Origin of the sequence: Streptomyces anthophorae (assembly GCF_049310305.1) — a bacterium.
In the GTDB taxonomy this organism is placed as follows: Bacteria; Actinomycetota; Actinomycetes; order Streptomycetales; family Streptomycetaceae; genus Streptomyces.
This window is the reverse complement of record NZ_JBLWQQ010000001.1, coordinates 1,069,843-1,087,256: the sequence shown is the minus strand read 5'-3', so window position 1 is coordinate 1,087,256 and position 17,414 is coordinate 1,069,843. Positions and strand designations below refer to the sequence as shown.

General features: G+C 72.6%; 15 protein-coding genes. 11 read left to right on the top strand and 4 right to left on the bottom strand.

Annotated elements, in window-relative coordinates; genetic code table 11:
- Window positions 1–217 precede the first annotated feature (217 nt).
- From ACNYS0_RS04790 to ACNYS0_RS04765, 6 genes are read left to right on the top strand one after another with little or no spacing between them, the layout of a single operon-like run.
- Window positions 218–1,720: an ATP-binding protein gene (locus ACNYS0_RS04790; protein WP_422471390.1), complete on the top strand. Its 1,503-nt coding sequence runs from the start codon at window positions 218–220 to the stop codon at window positions 1,718–1,720.
- Complete coding sequence (locus ACNYS0_RS04785) at window positions 1,713–2,135, top strand: roadblock/LC7 domain-containing protein (RefSeq protein WP_422471389.1); 423 nt, start codon at window positions 1,713–1,715, stop codon at window positions 2,133–2,135. Before ACNYS0_RS04790 ends, ACNYS0_RS04785 begins: the two co-directional genes overlap by 8 nt.
- Entirely contained in the window at window positions 2,132–2,491 is a 360-nt protein-coding gene (locus ACNYS0_RS04780; protein WP_326021268.1) for a DUF742 domain-containing protein, read from the top strand. Before ACNYS0_RS04785 ends, ACNYS0_RS04780 begins: the two co-directional genes overlap by 4 nt.
- Window positions 2,466–3,092, top strand: coding sequence for a GTP-binding protein (locus ACNYS0_RS04775; protein WP_422471388.1), 627 nt, complete (start codon window positions 2,466–2,468; stop codon window positions 3,090–3,092). The genes ACNYS0_RS04780 and ACNYS0_RS04775 overlap by 26 nt, the downstream gene beginning before the upstream one ends.
- Window positions 3,089–4,333, top strand: a complete 1,245-nt coding sequence (locus ACNYS0_RS04770) for a cytochrome P450 family protein (RefSeq protein WP_422471387.1) — start codon at window positions 3,089–3,091, stop codon at window positions 4,331–4,333. The genes ACNYS0_RS04775 and ACNYS0_RS04770 overlap by 4 nt, the downstream gene beginning before the upstream one ends.
- A 5-nt stretch (window positions 4,334–4,338) precedes the next feature.
- Window positions 4,339–5,568, top strand: a complete 1,230-nt coding sequence (locus tag ACNYS0_RS04765) for a cytochrome P450 family protein (protein WP_422482455.1) — start codon at window positions 4,339–4,341, stop codon at window positions 5,566–5,568.
- A gap of 16 nt (window positions 5,569–5,584) precedes the next feature.
- On the opposite strand, the gene ACNYS0_RS04760 is transcribed toward ACNYS0_RS04765, so the two are convergent.
- On the bottom strand, window positions 5,585–6,166 hold the full coding sequence (locus ACNYS0_RS04760; protein WP_422471386.1) for a DsbA family protein: 582 nt from the start codon (window positions 6,164–6,166) through the stop codon (window positions 5,585–5,587).
- A 93-nt stretch (window positions 6,167–6,259) separates the two neighbouring features.
- On the opposite strand from ACNYS0_RS04760, the gene ACNYS0_RS04755 reads away from it, so the two are divergent.
- From ACNYS0_RS04755 to ACNYS0_RS04740, 4 genes are all read left to right on the top strand, one after another.
- Complete coding sequence (locus tag ACNYS0_RS04755) at window positions 6,260–6,586, top strand: hypothetical protein (RefSeq protein WP_422471385.1); 327 nt, start codon at window positions 6,260–6,262, stop codon at window positions 6,584–6,586.
- A gap of 154 nt (window positions 6,587–6,740) precedes the next feature.
- On the top strand, window positions 6,741–7,070 hold the full coding sequence (locus tag ACNYS0_RS04750; protein WP_422471384.1) for a hypothetical protein: 330 nt from the start codon (window positions 6,741–6,743) through the stop codon (window positions 7,068–7,070).
- The gene (locus tag ACNYS0_RS04745; RefSeq protein ID WP_422471383.1) at window positions 7,067–8,281 is read left to right on the top strand and encodes a cupin domain-containing protein; all 1,215 of its coding nucleotides are present in this window, start codon (window positions 7,067–7,069) and stop codon (window positions 8,279–8,281) included. Before ACNYS0_RS04750 ends, ACNYS0_RS04745 begins: the two co-directional genes overlap by 4 nt.
- 7 nt (window positions 8,282–8,288) lie before the next feature.
- A complete protein-coding gene (locus tag ACNYS0_RS04740) occupies window positions 8,289–9,185 on the top strand; it encodes a sucrase ferredoxin (protein ID WP_422471382.1) in 897 nt (298 codons plus the stop codon).
- Window positions 9,186–9,189: 4 nt separating this feature from the next.
- Here the strand turns inward: ACNYS0_RS04740 and ACNYS0_RS04735 are convergent, their stop codons facing one another.
- Together ACNYS0_RS04735 and ACNYS0_RS04730 are read right to left on the bottom strand one after the other, a co-directional pair.
- Window positions 9,190–11,511, bottom strand: a complete 2,322-nt coding sequence (locus ACNYS0_RS04735; RefSeq protein WP_422471381.1) for an FdhF/YdeP family oxidoreductase — start codon at window positions 11,509–11,511, stop codon at window positions 9,190–9,192.
- Entirely contained in the window at window positions 11,508–14,018 is a 2,511-nt protein-coding gene (locus ACNYS0_RS04730) for an ATP-dependent Clp protease ATP-binding subunit (RefSeq protein ID WP_422471380.1), read from the bottom strand. Before ACNYS0_RS04730 ends, ACNYS0_RS04735 begins: the two co-directional genes overlap by 4 nt.
- 374 nt (window positions 14,019–14,392) lie before the next feature.
- Between ACNYS0_RS04730 and ACNYS0_RS04725 the strand changes: the two genes are divergently transcribed.
- Window positions 14,393–16,066 carry an FUSC family protein gene (locus ACNYS0_RS04725; RefSeq protein WP_422482453.1) on the top strand — a complete coding sequence of 558 codons (1,674 nt, stop codon included), beginning with the start codon at window positions 14,393–14,395 and terminating at the stop codon, window positions 16,064–16,066.
- A gap of 10 nt (window positions 16,067–16,076) precedes the next feature.
- Here ACNYS0_RS04725 and ACNYS0_RS04720 read toward each other — a convergent pair whose 3' ends face one another.
- Window positions 16,077–17,303 carry a PucR family transcriptional regulator gene (locus ACNYS0_RS04720; RefSeq protein WP_422471379.1) on the bottom strand — a complete coding sequence of 409 codons (1,227 nt, stop codon included), beginning with the start codon at window positions 17,301–17,303 and terminating at the stop codon, window positions 16,077–16,079.
- Window positions 17,304–17,414: the final 111 nt, after the last annotated feature.

Here is a 17,414-nt window from a genome sequence, read left to right as displayed (position 1 = left end):
GGGCGAACCGGACCGCCGGTAACCCCCTGTGGAGGTGGCGCGTCGTCAAAAGGGCCCGTGGCGAAGCGATTCAAGATCCCGGGACGGCTTCACTCGAACGTGTGGCGGGAGGTAGGGTCGCAAGCGGCACGCGGGCTTCCGCGACCTGCCTCCTTCCCCCCACCGTCCCCTCCTCGCAGTCGGCCCCCACGCCCTGTTCCCCTCGAGGTCCGCATCCATGATTGAGATACCCGAGCTGGCCGCGGGCGCGCTGGCCGCCGGGACCGTTTCGGCGTTCGTGCTCGGCGGCGGGCTCGCCAAGGCCCGTCAACGCGGCGGCAGACAGCGTGTCGAGGCCGCCTCGCTCCGTTCCCGCCTTGAAGCGTCCCGCCTGGAACTCGAGGCATCCCGGGAGGAAGCGGAGGCCGCCCGCGAGGAACTCGACGAGCTCACCGCGGCGTTCGCCGCCGAGATCGCCCACCTGTCCGGCACCCGCATGCCGGCCACCGCAACCCACACCGCCCACCCGCACTACCAGGTGCCCGGCCCCCTCCAGCCCGAACTCGGCGGCAAGGAGCTGGCCGACGGCCTCGACGCCGTGCTCGACGTGCTGCGCGGAGCCATCGCCCAGGAGCGCAAGCGGGTCGACGCCGCGGCGCGCGCCGGGATGCGCGGCGCCACCCGCGAGATCCAGGCGGGCCTGTACCGGTTGCAGGACGTCCTGCGCGGCCTTCAGGAGCGCTACGACGACCCGGAGTTGGCGCAGACCCTGTTCGCGCTCGACCACGAGAACGAGCAGTCGCTGCGCCGCGCGCAGGTCGCCGCCGTGGTCTGCGGCGCCTGGGTCGGTCTCGCCCGCGGCGAGTCGCATCTGGTGGAGGCCGTCACCGGCGGCCAGTCCCGGCTCGCCGGATACGAGCGGGTGGACATCCACAACCACCTCGAGGACGGCACCGGGCTGATCTCGCACGCCGTCGAGCCGGTCGCCATCATCGTGGCCGAACTGCTCGACAACGCGCTGCGCCACTCCTCGTCCGACACCTCCGTGAGCGTGCATCTCGAACGCGTCCACCACGGCGTCAGCGTGACCGTCGACGACGCCGGTGTCGGCATGAGCTCCGACGAACGGGCGCACGCCCAGCGGATGGTGGCGGGGCAGGAGCCCATCCTCCTGTCGGAGCTCGGCGACCCGCCGCGCATGGGACTCGCCGCGATCGGCCAGCTCACCCGGCAGTTCGACCTCTCCGTCGACCTGTCGTCGCCCTCCCCGTACGGCGGTGTCCGCGCGGTCCTGCTCGTCCGCGACCACCTCCTGTGCACCATCGCCCCCGAGGAGCGCAGGCCCGCCGCCGCGGCGCCGCGCTCCACGCGCGAGACCGCCGACGACACCGTTCACGACACCACGCATGCCCTCGCGGCGGACGAGACACCGGCCGCCCCGGCCCGGGTGGCCCCGGCCGTGCCGCCCGCCCGGCCGGACACCCCGCCCACCGACGGAGACGAGCTGCCCCGGCGCCGCCGCCGGGTCCGCACCGACGCGCGGCCCGCCGAAGGGCCCGCGCCGAAGAAGCCGCGGCCCGCCGCGCACCGCAGCCCCGAGGAGCAGGCCGCCGCGCTCGGCGCCCTCCAGGCGGCCACCGCCGCGGCGCGGGAGGAGCGGCCCGCACAGCAACCGCACGACAGCGCCGGCGACCGCCCCGGCACCGGCGAGCACAGCGAAGGGAACACCCCCGATGAGTAGCCGCGACCTCGGCGACAGCGCTTGGGTCCTCGATCCGATCCTGGAGATCCCGCACGTCCAGGCCGCCGTCCTGCTCACCAGGGACGGCCTGGTCTCCGGATACACCGAGGCGCTGACGCAGGCGTCCGCGGAGCGTGTCGCCGCCATCACCAGCACCGTGCAGGGCGCCTGTCGCACCGCGGCGGCCGCCTTCGCCGACCAGGAGTCCGCGGACGTGCGCCAGGTGGTCATCGAGTCCGACCACGGCTACATCCTCGTCGCGCCCACCGCGCACGGCACCTGTGTGGCCGCCTTCGGCGACCCCGAGGTCCGGCTCGACCTGCTCGGCCACCGGGTCCACTCGCAGGTGGCCAGGCTCGGCGAGAAGGCCATGGCGGCCGCGCCCCGTGGTGCCGACGGCGGCGTCGGGGAATGACGGGCCGCCGGAGCGGCCGCCCGCTGGTCCCCGCGTACCTCGCCACCGGCGGAGTCGCGCGGCCCAGCCGCAACAGCCTGGAGCGGCTCTCCGTGCTGACGGGGGTCGGCGCGCCCTGGCCCGCCGGTCTGCCCGCCGCGCAGCACGCCTTGCTGCGCACCCTGGACGGCGGCTCGCTCACGGTCGTCGAGTCCGCCGCCCTGCTCGAACTGCCGGTCTCCGCCGTACGGGTGCTCGCCGCCGCACTGGTCGACCAGGGGCTCGTGGGTGCCCGCCCGCCGGTCCCGCCCGCCGCGCAGCCCGATCCCGATCTGCTGAAGAGAGTCGCCGATGGCCTCCGCGCCCTCAAGCGCTGAGCCCGCGTCCGCGGGCGCCAACAGCTCCGTGCATCTCCCGGACACCGCACGCGAGTTGGTGAAGATCCTCGTCACCGGGCCGTTCGGGGTGGGCAAGACCACCCTGATCGACTCCGTCTCCGAGATCCGCCCGCTGCACACCGAGGAGCAGCTCACCGAGGCATCGGCGGCCGTCGACGACCTCGCGGGCGTGCGGGAGAAGACGACCACGACCGTCGCCATCGACTTCGGGCGGATCAGCCTCAACGGCGGGGCCGTGCTCTACCTGTTCGGCACCCCCGGGCAGGAGCGCTTCCGCGCGCTGTGGGACGACATCGCGTACGGCGCGCTCGGCGCCCTCGTGCTGGTCGACACCCGCAGGATCGACGAGTCCTTCGACGCCCTCGGCCTCGTCGAGGAGACCGGGCTGCCCTACGCCGTCGCCCTCAACACCTTCCCGGACAGCCGCAGTTATACCGAGGAGCAGATCCGGGTCTCCCTCGACCTGGACCCCGACACCCCCATGGTGGTCTGCGACGCCCGCGACACGCACTCCTCCGTCGACGCGCTGCTCGCCCTCGTGCAGCACCTGATCGACCGCAGCATCCCGGAGCCCCGATGACGTATCCCGCGCAGGCCGAGGCATTCCACCTGTCGGCGCCGGTCCGCCTGTGGGAGGACGGCTTCGCCGCCGACCCGCACAGCTACTACGCGGCCCTGCGCGCCCAGGGCCCGGTCGGCCATGCCGAACTCGCCCCCGGCGTACCCGCGTACGTCGTCACCGACCGGCGGGCCGCCCTCGACCTGCTGCACGACACCGAGGCCTGGTCGCACGACCCGCGGCAGTGGGAGGAGAGCGTCGACGGCGACGCACCGATCCTCGGCATGATGCGCTGGCGGCCCAACGCGCTGTTCAACGACGGCGATCTGCACGTGCGCTACCGGCGCTCCCTGTCCGACGCCTTCGACCTGGTGGAGCCGCACGACCTGCGCGAGCGGGTGCACCGTGCCGTGGACGTGCTGGCCGCCCGGATGGCGCCGCGGGGGCGGGCCGACCTGGTGAGCGATTTCGCCCGCCCGCTGATGTCACTGGTCTTCAACAACCTCTTCGGCCTGCCGGACGCGGAGAGCGACCGGCTCCAGGCCGCGATCGCACGGATCATGGACGGTGGCGAGGACGCCGCGCGCGGCGAGGAGGAGTTCGGCCGCTACATCCTGGACCTCGTCGCCGCCAAGAGCGCCGAACGCGGCCAGGACCTCACCAGCTGGCTGCTCGACCACCCCCTCGGCCTCACCCCCGAGGAGGTCACCTGGCAGGTCTTCCTCATGCTCGGCGCTGGCCACGAGCCCACCGCCAACCTCGTCTCCAACTCGCTGTCGCGGATCCTCGGCAACCCGGCGTACTACTCGACGCTGACCAGCGGATCCCGGCCCGTCATGGACGCGGTCGTCGAGGTCCTGCGCCACGAGACCCCGCTGGCCAACTACGGCATCCACTTCGCCCGCGAGCCGCTCACCTTCCACGGTGTGTGGGTGCGCGCCGCCGTCCCCGTCGTCATCTCCTACGGGGCCCTCGGGCACACCGCGGAGGAGGCGGCCGCACAGTCCCCGGCCCCGCGCCACCCGCAGGATGCCTCGCACCTGTCCTGGTCGGCGGGGGAACACTCCTGCCCGGTCAAGCAGCACACCCTGCTCATCGCCACCGAGGCCATCGAACGCCTCACCCAGTGGCTGCCCGACCTCGAACCGCTCACGCCGCGCGAACAACTGACGTGGCGCACGGGCCCGTTCCACCGCTCCCTGACGGAACTGCCCGTCCGCTTCGTCCCCCGTACCGCATCCCAGTCAGGAGTAGCCGGGTGACCGAGATCGCGTCTTCGTCCCGCATCGCCATCGACCCGTTCGGCGCCGACCTTCCGGCCGAGGCCGCCAGACTGCGCGAGGCGGGATCCGTGGTCCCCGTCGCCCTGCCCGGCGGCATCCCGGCCTGGGCGCCCACCCGCTACGACACGCTGCGCTCGCTGATCCTGGACCCGCAGGTGAGCAAGGACCCGCGCAAGCACTGGTCGCTGTGGCCCGAGGTCGGCGAACACCCCGAGTGGGGCTGGGTGCTCGGCTGGGTCGGCGTGGTCAACATGCTCTCCACGTACGGCCCCGACCACACCCGCCTGCGCAAGCTCGTCGCGCCCAGCTTCACCGCCCGCCGCACCGAGGCGATGCGCCCCCGCGTCGAGCACATCACCGAGACCCTCCTCCAGGCCCTCGACGCGGCGGCCTCCGACGAGGTCGTGGACCTGCGTCCCCTGTACGCCAACCAGCTCCCGATGCAGCTGATCTGCGAACTCTTCGGTGTCCCCGACGAGTTGCTGGACCCGGTGGAGCGGCTCGTCGACGCCATCATGGACACCTCCGACCCGAGCCCCGAGCACGGCGCGTTCGTGCAGGAGCAGATCGGCACCGTGCTCCCGGCGATCATCGCCCACCGCACCGAGCACCCCGGCGACGACATGACCACCGAACTGCTGCGGGTGCGCGCCGAGGACGGCGACCGGCTCAGCGACGAGGAGCTGCTCTACACGCTGCTCCTGGTCATCGGCGCCGGCTTCGAGACGACCGTCAACCTGATCGGCAACGCGGTCGTCGCCCTGCTCACCCACCCCGAGCAGCTCGCCGCCGTCCGCGCGGGCGAGATCTCCTGGGACGCCGTCATCGACGAGACGCTGCGCGTGCACCCCTCCATCGCCAGCCTGCCACTGCGCTTCGCGGTCACCGACGTGACGGTCGACGGAGTCACCATCCCGGCGGGCGACGCCATCCTCACCACGTACGCCGCCTCGGGCTACGACCCCGAGCACTACGGCCCCACGGCCGACGAGTTCGACGCGACCCACGCCGCCGACGACCACATGTCCTTCGGCATCGGCGTCCACCGCTGCATCGGCGCACCGCTGGCCCGCCTGGAGGCCCGCACCGCACTGCCCGCCCTCTTCGACCGCTACCCGGACCTGCGGCTCGCGGCGGCTCCCGAAGAGCTGCGCCAGGTCCCGTCGTTCATCGCCTATGGCTGGCAGCAGATCCCGGTACGCCTGCACGGCTGAGCGGCGCGCGCCCCGGTCAGGTGTGCAGTTGTGCGCGGAAGTCCTGGGGGTCGACGGCGGGGCCGTCGACCTTCACGACGGGGACGACCTCGTCGTCGTACCAGCACACGGGCGTGCCCACGACGCCGTAGGACGCGAAATCGCCCACGGCTCGACCGGCCCAGTCGCCGTAGGTGTTGTCGATGACCTTCTGGTCGAAGCCGGGGGAGCGGAGTCCGTTGACCTTGCTCGCCAGTGACAGCAGCACCGACGGCTGGGCGAAGTCGTCGTTGCCCGGCGGGAACGGCTGTGCGCCGAACAGCACGGCCAGGTAGTCCATGAACTGCCGCCGCCCCACGTCGCTCGCCGCGGCGAGGGCGCTCAGGCCGCGCACCGATCCGCTGCCTCCGACCGTGTCGTCGAGCGTGGCCGAGAAGTGGAACATGACCACGTACGAGCCCTCGTCGGCGCCCTGCCGCATGGTGTCGAGCAGACTCTCCGCCATGCGGTGACTCGCACGGTCCCGCAGCTCGAGGAACACCTGGAGCTTGTGGGGGCTGCCCAGGCTTCCGTAGTACAGAACCGTGTCGTCCGAGCCTGTGGTGTTCGCCGGATTCATGTACAAAATGGTCCCATAACGGCATGAAACGCGCCGGTACGCCGACCCGGCGCAGGGCGATGCACGGCACGACGGCTGGGAGATGATCGACGGATGGGAAGCGCCGGCCAGCCTCGGGCGCAGGCGGGGCACAGCCACCTGTTCCCCGGAGCGCGGGTTCGCGTGCGGGGACTCGACGCGCCGGCGGCGCACCTCGACACCCCACAGCCGATGACCTTCGTCGTGACCTTCGCGGACGGTGAGGAGGCCGCCGCCGAGGTCCTCGTGCCGGGGGACGGCCGACAGGATTCGACCGTGCTCGCCGTCGAGGCCCACACCAGCCGCGCGGGCACGGAACTGCCCGCGCAGTCCTGGATGATCAAGGAGTACCTGCTCGACGGAGCCGCACTCGTCCTGCGTCTGGGGGTGCGGCTCACGTAGGGCGGAGGGGACGTCGTCCTCCTGGTGACGCCACCGGATGCAGACGGTCGAAACCTGGGTGAGCATGGTCGAACTGCCCTCGGGCCGCTGGAGAGCCATGACCGGCCTCATCGACGGGACGACGGGCACACGACGTCGACCAGAGGGAGAAACGATGGTTTCCGACCAGGACGCGAACGAGCACGAGGGCCCCGCCGACGGCGGAGCGGCCGGAGTGCCGGGCGTGCACGACGGCGGCGCGGACGGCGGTGCCGAGGGGCCTGCCGACGGTGGTGCGGCCGGGCAGCCCGGTGTGCACGACGGTGGTGCGGACGGCGGTGCCGAAGGGCCCGCCGATGGTGGCGCGGCCGGGCAGCCTGGTGTGCAGGACGGTGGCGCCGACGGTGGTGCCGAGGGGCCTGCCGACGGTGGTGCGGCCGGGCAGCCCGGTGTGCACGACGGCGGTGCCGATGGCGGTGCGGACGGCGGCGGTAACGCCTCTTGACCGCTCCCAGGACCGGGCTCCGGAACCCTGGTGTCCCAGCGGACGCCGGGATTCTGGAGACCCGTCTGACCGATCTGACCGGCCTCGCCTTCGAGGAGTTCGCCCACAAGGTGTGGTCGCGCACCGCCCTGCTCACGACCGCCGCGAGCGACTTCTCCGACGTGTTCGGTGCCGACGCCGTGGACGAACTCGTGTCGAGCCGAGGACTGCGCACGCCGTTCCTCCGCGTGGCCAAGGACGGCGCCGTGCTCCCCGAGTCGTCGTACACCTCGTCCGGCGGCGTCGGCGCGACCATCGCGGACCAGGTGGACGACACCGCGCTGTGGCGGCTGTTCGCGGACGGCGCCACGCTCGTTCTCCAGGCGTTGCAGCGCACCTGGGCCCCGGTCGGTGACCTGTGCGCGGAGCTGAGCGCCGAGCTGGGCCACCCCGTGCAGGCCAACGCGTACATCACCCCACCGCTGAGCCGGGGCTTCGACGACCACTACGACGTCCACGACGTGTTCGTCGTCCAGATCCAGGGCCGCAAGCGCTGGCTCGTCCACGAACCCGTGCACCCCGATCCACTGCGCGACCAGCCCTGGACCGACCGCCGCGAGGCCGTCGCAGAGGCGGCGCGCGGACCCGCGTACATCGACACCGTGCTTGAACCCGGCGATGTGCTGTACCTGCCGCGAGGCTGGCTGCACGCCGCCGAGGCGCAGGGCGAGGTGTCGGTCCATCTGACCCTGGGCGTCCACGTCTGGAACCGGTACACGCTGGCCGAACAGCTCGCCGAGGCCGCCCTCGCCGCGCTGCGCGACGACCCCGGAACGCGCGCCTCGCTGCCGCTGGGCGACGCGGCGGGGGCGGCCGTGATCGACGACATCCGGGAGCGCCTCACCGCCGCCGTCGCCGCGGCCGACCCCGCCCCGCTGTTCCACCGCGCCCGCCGGGGCCGGGCCCGCCCGGCCGCGCTCGGCCCGCTGGCCCAACTCGCCGCCGTCGAGTCCCTCGGCGCCCGGTCGCCGGTGCGCCTCAGGGCGGCACTCGAAGCCCGGTGGGAGGGCACACGCCTGACGACCCGGGTGGGCTGGCTCGACTTCCCGGAGAGCGACCGGGCGGCCGTGGACGCCCTGCTCGACGGCGCGGTCCGCACGGCCGGCGACATCGGCCTCGCCCTCGCCGAAAGACTGCTGCGCGCGGGCGTCCTGGTACCCGCGGGACGGTAGCCGCCCCGTGCCCGCCGCCGACCGCTTCTTCTGCGCCGAGGCCGCCCGCGTCCGCGGCGACTCCCTCGCGGGCACGGCGCCGCGCGGCGCCGTCTGGGTGCTCATCGAGTACCGGGGCGCCTGGCCCACGAACGGCTTCGACGGTCTCGACCTCGACCCGGAGGTCAAGGCCCACGTCTGGGACGCGGCCCACGCGGTCAGGGCCCGCATCCTCCTGGTCAGACGGATCGCCCGCCCCCGGCCCGAAGGACCCGGCCGCTGGGCCGTGTTGCACCACGAACCCTCCGGCGCGTACCGGCAGCACTGGGGTACCTGGACCCGCGACGCCGATCTGGTGGAGATCGCCGAGGCCCTGCGGACACCGGGCGGGCTCGACCACCCGCCGGTCGTGCTCGTCTGCGTCCACGGCCAGCACGACATCTGCTGCGCGGTGCGCGGGCGCCCCGTGGCGAAGGCGCTGAGCGGGCTCTGGCCGAACCTCGTGTGGGAGTGCACCCACGTCGGAGGGGACCGGTTCGCCGCCAACGTCGTCGTCGTGCCCGACGGGGTGTACTACGGCGACCTCGACGCGGACTCGGCCGCCGAGGTCGTCGAGGAACATCTGGCCGGTCGCGTCCACGCCCGGCACCTGCGGGGGTACACCGACCTCGCGCCGCCGCAGCAGACCGCCGTCACCGCACTGCTCGCACACTTCGGCCCGGCCGGCCGCCACGACTACGCCGTCACCGGCACGTCCCGGGACGGCGACGTCTGGCGCGTCCGCGTCGAACTCCACGCGCCGCGGCCGACCGCCTTCGACATCGAGGTGCACGCCCACCGCACGGCCCCGCACCGGCTGACCTGCCGGGGACCGCAGCCGAGTGCCACGGTCGCCTACGAGGCGCGGTCGATCCGGCCGGTGTGACCCCTCAGCCCGAGGGTTCGACCGTCACCTTCACGTGCTTCATGATCGGCTGGTCGCTCTGGGTGCTGTGGTCGCCGATCGCGCACAGCACGTTCATCTCCGGCATGTACCCGGCCGCGCAGCCGCGCGGGATGTCGTAGGGGATGGCCAGATAGCCCTTGAGGCCGCGCTTGCTTCCGTCGCGGGCCGTGCTCGTGATGTCGACCGGGTCGAACTCGCCGATGCCGCGCTCACGCATGTCGTCCTGGTTCAGGAAGACCAGCGTGCGCAGGTTCTTGATGCCCCGGTAGCGGTCGTTGTCGGAGTAGATGGTGGTGTTCCACTGGTCGTGGGAGCGCATCGTGCCGAGCGCCAGGGTGCCCGGCTCCGGGATCACGTCGGGCAGCGGCGCCGCGGAGAACTCGGCGCGGCCGGAGTCCGTGAGGAAGACCAGTTCGCGGGCGGGCTGCTTGATGCGGAAGCCCAGCGGCAGGCGCACCCGGCGGTTGCAGTCCTCGAAGCCGTCGATGACCTGCGCCATGGTGTCGCGGACGCGGTCGTAGTCCTCGACGTACCACTCCCAGGGGGTGTTGCTGTCGGGCAGCGTGGCGCGCGCCATCCCGGAGATGATGGCCGGCTCGGACAGCAGGTGCTTGGACGCCGGGCGCTTCATGCCGACGGACAGGTGCACCATGCTCATCGAGTCCTCGACCGAGGCGGACTGAAGCCCGCCGCGCTGCTCGTCCTTCTCGGTGCGGCCCAGGCACGGCAGGATCAACGCCCGGCGGCCGTGCACGAGATGGCTGCGGTTGAGCTTCGTGCTCACCTGCACCGTCAGCTCACAGGTGCGCAACGCCTCGTACGTATAAGGGGTGTCGGGGGCCGCGAGCGCGAAGTTGCCTCCCATGCCGACGAACACCTTCACGTCGCCGCGCCGCATCGCCTCGATCGTGCCGACCGTGTCGAGCCCGTGCGCACGCGGCGCGTCGATGTCGCAGGCCTCCGCGAGCCGCGTCAGGAACGCGTCGGTGGGGCGGTGGTCGATGCCGCAGGTCCGGTTGCCCTGCACGTTGCTGTGCCCGCGCACGGGGGAGGGGCCCGCGCCCTCGCGGCCCAGATTGCCGCGCAGCAGAAGGACGTTGACGATCTCGCGGACCGTGTCGACGCCGTGCTCGTGCTGGGTCACGCCCAGGCACCAGCTGATGATGCTGCGGTCCGCGTCGCCGTAGACACGGGCGGCCTTGAGGATGTCCTCGCGGCTCAGCCCCGACTGGCGCTCGATCTCGTCCCAGGGCGTCGCCTCGCACAGCTCCCGGTACGCGTCGAAGCCCTCGGTGTGCCGGTCGATGAACTCCCGGTCCAGGGCCTTGGGGTCGGACGCCGACTGCTCGAGGACCGCCTTGGCGATGCCGCGCAGGAACGCCATGTCGCCGCCGATGCGCACCTGGAGGTTCAGGGTGCTGGTGCGCGTCGCCTTGTTGAGCGCCATGTCCTTGAAGTCGTGCGGGATGATCGTGCGGGTCGCCGCCGCCTCGACGAGCGGGTTGACGTGCACGACCTGCGCGCCGCGGGCGTAGGCCTCGGCGAGCGCGGTCAGCATCCGCGGCGCGTTGGAGGCGGCGTTGACGCCCATGATGAACAGGGCGTCCGTGCTCTCCCAGTCCGCCAGGTCGCAGGTGCCCTTGCCGGTGCCGAGCGAGGCCTGGAGCGCCCGGCCGCTCGCCTCGTGACACATGTTGGAGCAGTCCGGCAGGTTGTTCGTGCCGAACTCGCGCGCCCACAACTGGTAGAGGAACGTGGCCTCGTTGCCGAGCCGCCCGGACGTGTAGAACGACGCCTGGTTCGGGTTGTCCAGGCCCCGCAGCGTGCTGCCCACCAGCTCGAAGGCGTCCTTCCAGCTGATGGGGACGTAGTGGTCGCTCTCCGGGTCGTAACTCATGGGCCCGGTCAGCCGGCCCTGGTCCTCGAGCGCGAAGTCGCTCCACTGCGACAGCTCGCTCACCGAGTGCTGGGCGAAGAACTCCTTGCCGACCCGCTTGCGCGTCATCTCCCACGAGACGTGCTTGATGCCGTTCTCGCAGATGTCCAGATGCAGGCCCTTGCGGTCGTCGGGCCAGGCGCAGCCCGGACAGTCGAAGCCGCCGTTCTCGTGGTTCATCTTCAGGATCGCCCGGGGACCGTCGAGGAGTTCGCGCTCGCGCACCAGGAACCGGGTGACGCTCTTGGCGGCACCCCAGCCCGCGGCCGGGTGGTGGTACTGGCTGAAGTCCGGCCGGCCCTCGGGCTCCGGGCCGACCCGCGACTCCGGTGTGTCCTGACCGTCCTGGGAGGCGTTCACTGGGCTCATTCCTTGTCGGCGGAGTTCGTGCTCGTACGGATCGTGCAGTGCAGGGTGTCGTTCTGGACGTCGGCGACGATCGTGTCGCCCGGTTCGGCCTCGCCGCCCAGCAGCAGCGACGCGATGCGGTTGTCGAGCTCGGTCTGGATGGTGCGGCGCAGCGGGCGCGCGCCGAACTCCGGCTGGTGGCCGTGCGCGATCAGCAGCTTCTTGGCCGCCTCGGTGACCTCCAGGTTCAGCCCCTGCGCGTGCACACGGCGCTCGCTCTGGTCCAGCAGGTGGTCGACGATCCGGCCGAGGTCGTCCTCGGTGAGGCTGTGGAAGACGATGATGTCGTCGATGCGGTTGAGGAACTCCGGCAGGAAGCGGCCCCGCAGCTCCTCCATCAGCTCGTCCTTGAGCTCCGCAGCGTCGCCCTGGTGGGCGAGGATGCGGTGGGCGCCGATGTTCGACGTCATGATGACCACGCAGTGCCGGAAGTCGACGGTGCGGCCCTGGGAGTCGGTGAGCCGGCCGTCGTCGAGGATCTGAAGCAGCGTGTTGAAGATGTCCGGGTGCGCCTTCTCGACCTCGTCGAACAGGACGACGCTGTAGGGCTGGCGGCGCACCTTCTCGGTGAGCTGGCCCGCCTCGTCGTAGCCGACGTATCCGGGCGGAGCGCCGACCAGACGCGCGACGGTGTGCTTCTCCTGGAACTCGCTCATGTCGAAGCGGACCATGCGGCTCTCGTCGCCGAACAGCAACTCCGCGAGCGTCTTGGCGAGTTCGGTCTTCCCGACGCCCGTCGGACCGAGGAAGAGGAAGGAGCCGACGGGCCGGTTCGGGTCGCCCATGCCCGCGCGGTTGCGGCGCACGGCCTGCGAGACCGCGGTGACCGCCTCGTCCTGCCCGACGATGCGGGCGTGCATCTCCTCCTCCAGCCTCAGCAGCCGCTCCTTCTCTCCGGCGGTGAGCTGGGCGACCGGGATGCCGGTGCGGCGCGAGACGATGTCGGCGATGTCGTCGGCCGTCACGGAGACCACGCCCTCGCGGCGCTCCTCGATGCCGGCGACCTCGCCCTCGACTTCGCCGATCTGCTTCTTCAGCTCGGAGGCCTTCTCGAAGTCCTCCGAGGCGACGGCCTGGTCCTTCTCGCGGGTCAGCTTCGCGATCCGGTCCTCGCGCTCGACGACCTCGGTGGAGCGGCTCGCGGAACGCAGCCGCACCCGGGCGCCCGCCTGGTCCATGAGGTCGATGGCCTTGTCGGGCAGGAACCGGTCGCTGATGTAGCGGTCGGACAGCTCCGCCGCGGCGGCCAACGCGCCGTCGGCGAAGCGGACCTGGTGGTGCGCCTCGTAGGCGTCCCGCAGCCCCTCCAGGATCTGCACGGTCTCCTCGACCGTCGGCTCCGGGATCAGGACGGGCTGGAAGCGGCGCTCAAGGGCGGCGTCCTTCTCGATGTGCTTGCGGTACTCGTCGATGGTGGTGGCACCGACGACGTGCAACTCCCCGCGCGCCAGGGCCGGTTTGAGCATGTTGCCCGCGTCCATCGAACCCTCGCCCGTGGCGCCCGCGCCCACGACGGTGTGCAGCTCGTCGATGAACAGGATGATGTCTCCGCCCGCGTTCTGGACGTCCTCGATGACCTTCTTCAGGCGTTCCTCGAACTGGCCGCGGTACTGCGCGCCCGCCACCATCCCGGACAGGTCGAGGGCGACGACGCGCTTGTCCTTGAGCGTGTCGGGCACCTCGCCCGCGACGATGCGCTGCGCGAGGCCCTCGACGATGGCGGTCTTGCCGACGCCGGGCTCACCGATCAGCACCGGGTTGTTCTTGGAGCGCCGGGACAGGATCTCCACGGTCTGCTCGATCTCCTCGGCACGGCCGACGACCGGGTCGAGCTTGCCGGCCTTGGCCTCCTCGGTGAGGTCGCGGCCGTACTCGTCGAGCGTCGTGGACGCCCCTGCCGTACCGCTGCCGCCGCTGCCACCGCCGGTGTCCGCCCGGCTCGCCTGCTCCGTGGCGTTCGTGAGCCGGTTCGGGTCGAGGCCCGCCGCGCTCAGCAGCCGCGCGGCGCCCGTCGACGGGTCGGAGAGCAGGGCGCCGAGGATGTGCTCGGGCCCGATGTACGAAACACCTGCCGCCTGCGACTGGGCGTGCGCGGCGGCCAGCGAACGCTTGGCCGCGGGGGTGAGACCCGGCTCCGCGGACGGCTGTCCCGCCTCCTGCGGCAGGACCTTGGCGATCTCCTCCGCCAGCCGGTCGGGGTCGACACCGGCCTGCTCGAGCACCCGGCGGGACGGCTGCACCTTGGTCGTCGCCCACAGCAGATGTTCGGTGTCCAGATCGGAGGTGCCGTCCTCGTGCGCCTTCTGCGCGGCAAGGTTCAGCAGTTCCTGGGACGACTCCGTGAGCAGCCGGCCGATGGGCACGCGCTGCACCGCCGGTGGCGAGCTCGCGGGGGACGTACCGAAGAACCGGTTGAACATTTCACTGAAAGGGTCCGAGGGACCGAACCCGAACGGCGACATCGACATGGTGACTCCAGGTGCGCAATGGGTTCGTCCAAGCCAACCCCCGCCCTTGGTCCCCCGCAAGCTGATCATTGCAGAACGGGTGCACCGGTCGGGCGTTCGCCGATGATTCTGGAAGCCGCCACAAAATGCTTTGTCCAGGCGCACAAACGGTTATGGATTCCGGTGCGCACGGACGATTCGAATTGGTTCTTTGTTTGACTTGTTCGACGTTTTCCCGGACGGTGAGGAAAAGATTCCCGGGCCGTTTGGACAGTTGAGTGAGACACCTGCCGCGGGTGGCCGAGCGGGTCCGGCGGGCGCTCTCCCCGCGCGGCGCCCTCGCGCTGCACAGCGTCGACGGAACCCTTTCGTTCGGACTGCGCGCCGCGCTCGCCATGGCCCTGGTCGCCGTTCCCATGGCGCTCGCCGGACAGGCCGAAGCATCCGTCTACGCGATGCTCGGCACGTTCACCACCACGTTCGGCCGCAATTTTCCCTATGCCCGCAGGGCCAGGGTGCTCGCGCTCGTCGGGCTCGCCATGACGGCCAGCGTGGGCGCCGGTTCCGCGCTCGGTACGTGGGCCCGGCCGCAGGACGGGGGAGCGGGCGCCGCCGTGGTGGTCGCCGCCATGGCGGCGGTGGCCGGGGCGGCGAAGTTCGGCTGCGACGCGACGCGCTTGCGGGGGCTCGGCGCGGTCCTGCTGCTGTTCTCGTTCGCGGTGTCCGCCTACGGGGCTCCGGCGCCGTCCGACGTCGCGGCGCGCACCGCGCTCGCGGCGCTCGGTGCGGCGGTGGCCTGGGTGCTGGCGATGGCCGGCCGCCTCGTGCACCCGGAGCGGCCGCAGCGCCTCGCCGTGGCGGTCGCCCTGCGCGAACTCGCCGGTCTCCTCGACGCCACCAGCCGCGCGGGTGGGGCGGACCGGCTCGCGCGCCACCAGGCGACCGCTGCCGTCCTCGAGGCACACCGGGCCCTCGGTCTGCCGCCCGCGACCGCCGCCGAACGCGGACGCGCGGGTGGGCCCTGCGTACGCCTGGCCGCCGTCTCCTGGACCGTGCTGATCCGCTCCGCGAGCCGCCCGCCGGACCTGCCGGCCGGACTCTCCGTGCACCTGCGCGGGCAGGCGGTCCTCCTCCTGGGCCGCCGCCGCGGGCAGCCGGAGGTGCTGCCGGAGCTGGCGGCGCTCGCGGAGACTGGGGCCGAGATCGAGACCGGAGCCGGGGCCGGGACGCCCACCGGGGCCGCCTCAGGGAGCATCGCGCGCGGCACCACCCGAGCGGTCGCCCCCGCGGAGTCGGCGGTGACACTGGAACGGCGCGCCTCCCTCCTGACCGTCGGCCGCCGCGCCGACACCGCGGGCCGCGCCACCCGCCGCGCCGTCCTCCTCGTGCCCGCCCTGCGCATGACGCTGGGCACCGGCCTCGCGGGCGGCGTCGCCCTGCTGCTCGGCCTCGGCCACGGCTACTGGGCGGCGATCTCCGCGGCCGCCGTCCTGCACTCCATCAACGTGCGCACCGCCGCGCAGCGCGCCGTCCAGCGCACCCTGGGCACCGCGGCCGGACTGGCCCTCGCCCTCGCCGTGCTCGCGCTGCACCCCGGGCCCTTGACGCTCGTCCTCGTGATCGTGCTCCTGGAGTTCCTGCTGGAGTACGGGGTGGCCCACAACTACGGCATCGGGGTGGTGTTCCTGACGCCGCTGGCCCTGCTGATGAGCGACCTCGCGACCCCGGTACCGGCCGAAGACCTCGTCCAGGACCGGGCGTTGGGCAGCGTGGTCGGCATCGTCGTGGCCCTGCTGTGCGCCCTGGTCCTCATCCACGGGCGGGCGGCGGAGCGGGTGCAGCGCGCCCTGACGGCGTGCGGCGCCGCCGCCGAACTCGCCGAGCGGGCCCTCGCCAACCCGGGCGCGGCCACGCTGCCGGAACTGCGCTCGCGCCTCGCCGAGGCCGTCGTCGAACTGCGCGAGGCCGACGACGCGGCGGCCGGGGAACTGTGGCCCGCCGAACTCGACCCCACCGAACTCGCCGCCGCCGAACAGCGCGCCCACCGGCTCCTGCGCCGCCTGGGCTGACTCCTCCGCTTCAGTCGTCGGCGCCCAGCCGGACCGCGTCCGTCGCGGTGACCAGCTCGGCCAGCGACCGCGGATCGCTGAGCGAGCGACCGGTTAGCTCGCGCACGCGATTCAGCCGGTACCGGATCGTGTTGGGATGGCAGTGCAGCGCCCGGCCCGCGCTCTCGGCCGACCCGGCGTGATCGACGTACGCCTCCAGCGTCCGCAACAGCGCGACGCGGTCCTCCGCAGGCAGCGCGAGCACCGGGCCGAGCACCTCCTTGGCCAGGCGCCGCCCCTCGTCCGGGTCGTAGGCGATCAGCGCGGCGAGCGGGCTGGTGCTGAACTCCCGCACCGCGGGCCTGCCCACGGGGAGGTCGGCGAGCGCCGTCCGGGCGAGATGGAGCATGCGCGGTGTGTCGGCGAGCGACTCGTACGAGGGGCTGACACCGGTACGGGACGCGGCGGCCGCGCGCAGCACGCCCAGGACGTCGTCGCGCTGCTCGTCGCGCAGCGCGACGACACCGGCCTGGAGGGCGGGCGTCAGGTGCCAGGCCGACACGATGCCGAGCCCGCCCAGCATGCGCTCCACGCCGACCAGGCTCTCCTCGGCGAGGCCTGCCGTCTCCGCGGCCACCACCATCAGCTTCGAGTCCAGCGGAAGACCAAGGAGCCTGCCGACCTCCCACGAACCGGACTCGGGCACCAACTGGCCGGTGAACAGCGCCTCCATGAGCGCCGAACGCCGCCGCTGCTGGGCGACCAGCAGCTCCGCGGTCGCCGAACGGTACGCCTCCGTGAGCGCCAGCGCGTGCTCGTCGGAGAGCCGCCACAGGGTGCTCGACGCGGAGAGCAGCGCGTCCAGGAAGTCGGGGCGTGCGACGCGGCGCGCGTGCTCGACGAACAGGTCCCAGAGCATGGCGCACGCGATGCGGTAACAGCGCAGCACCTCGGGCAGCGGCGCCCGCTGGCGCGCGCGGCGCCGGCCCGTCTCGGAGGGTGCCGACAGATCGGACGCGGACGCGGCCCCGGCGAGACCGTCGAGGATGAACTGAAGGTTGGCCGCCACGGAGGCGCGCAACTCCGCCGCGGGGACGACGCTTTCGTCGCGGTAGAGGTCGATGCGCTCGCGGGTGGCCGCGCACACGTCGTCGATCAGCGCGGGCAGCCGCTGCTGCGCCCACGTCACCAGCTCACCGAGCAGCGGGGCGGGCGGGCTCGGCACCCGGCCGGGTGGGTCCGCGACGTGATCGGCCATGGGTGGTGCTCCCCTTGTGGGTCCGGGACGGTGGGTCGGGTCGGGCAAGGGCCTCAGAAGTAGCCGCGGCGCGTCGCGGGCGTCAAGTCGGCGGCCCGGCCGTGTCGGGGC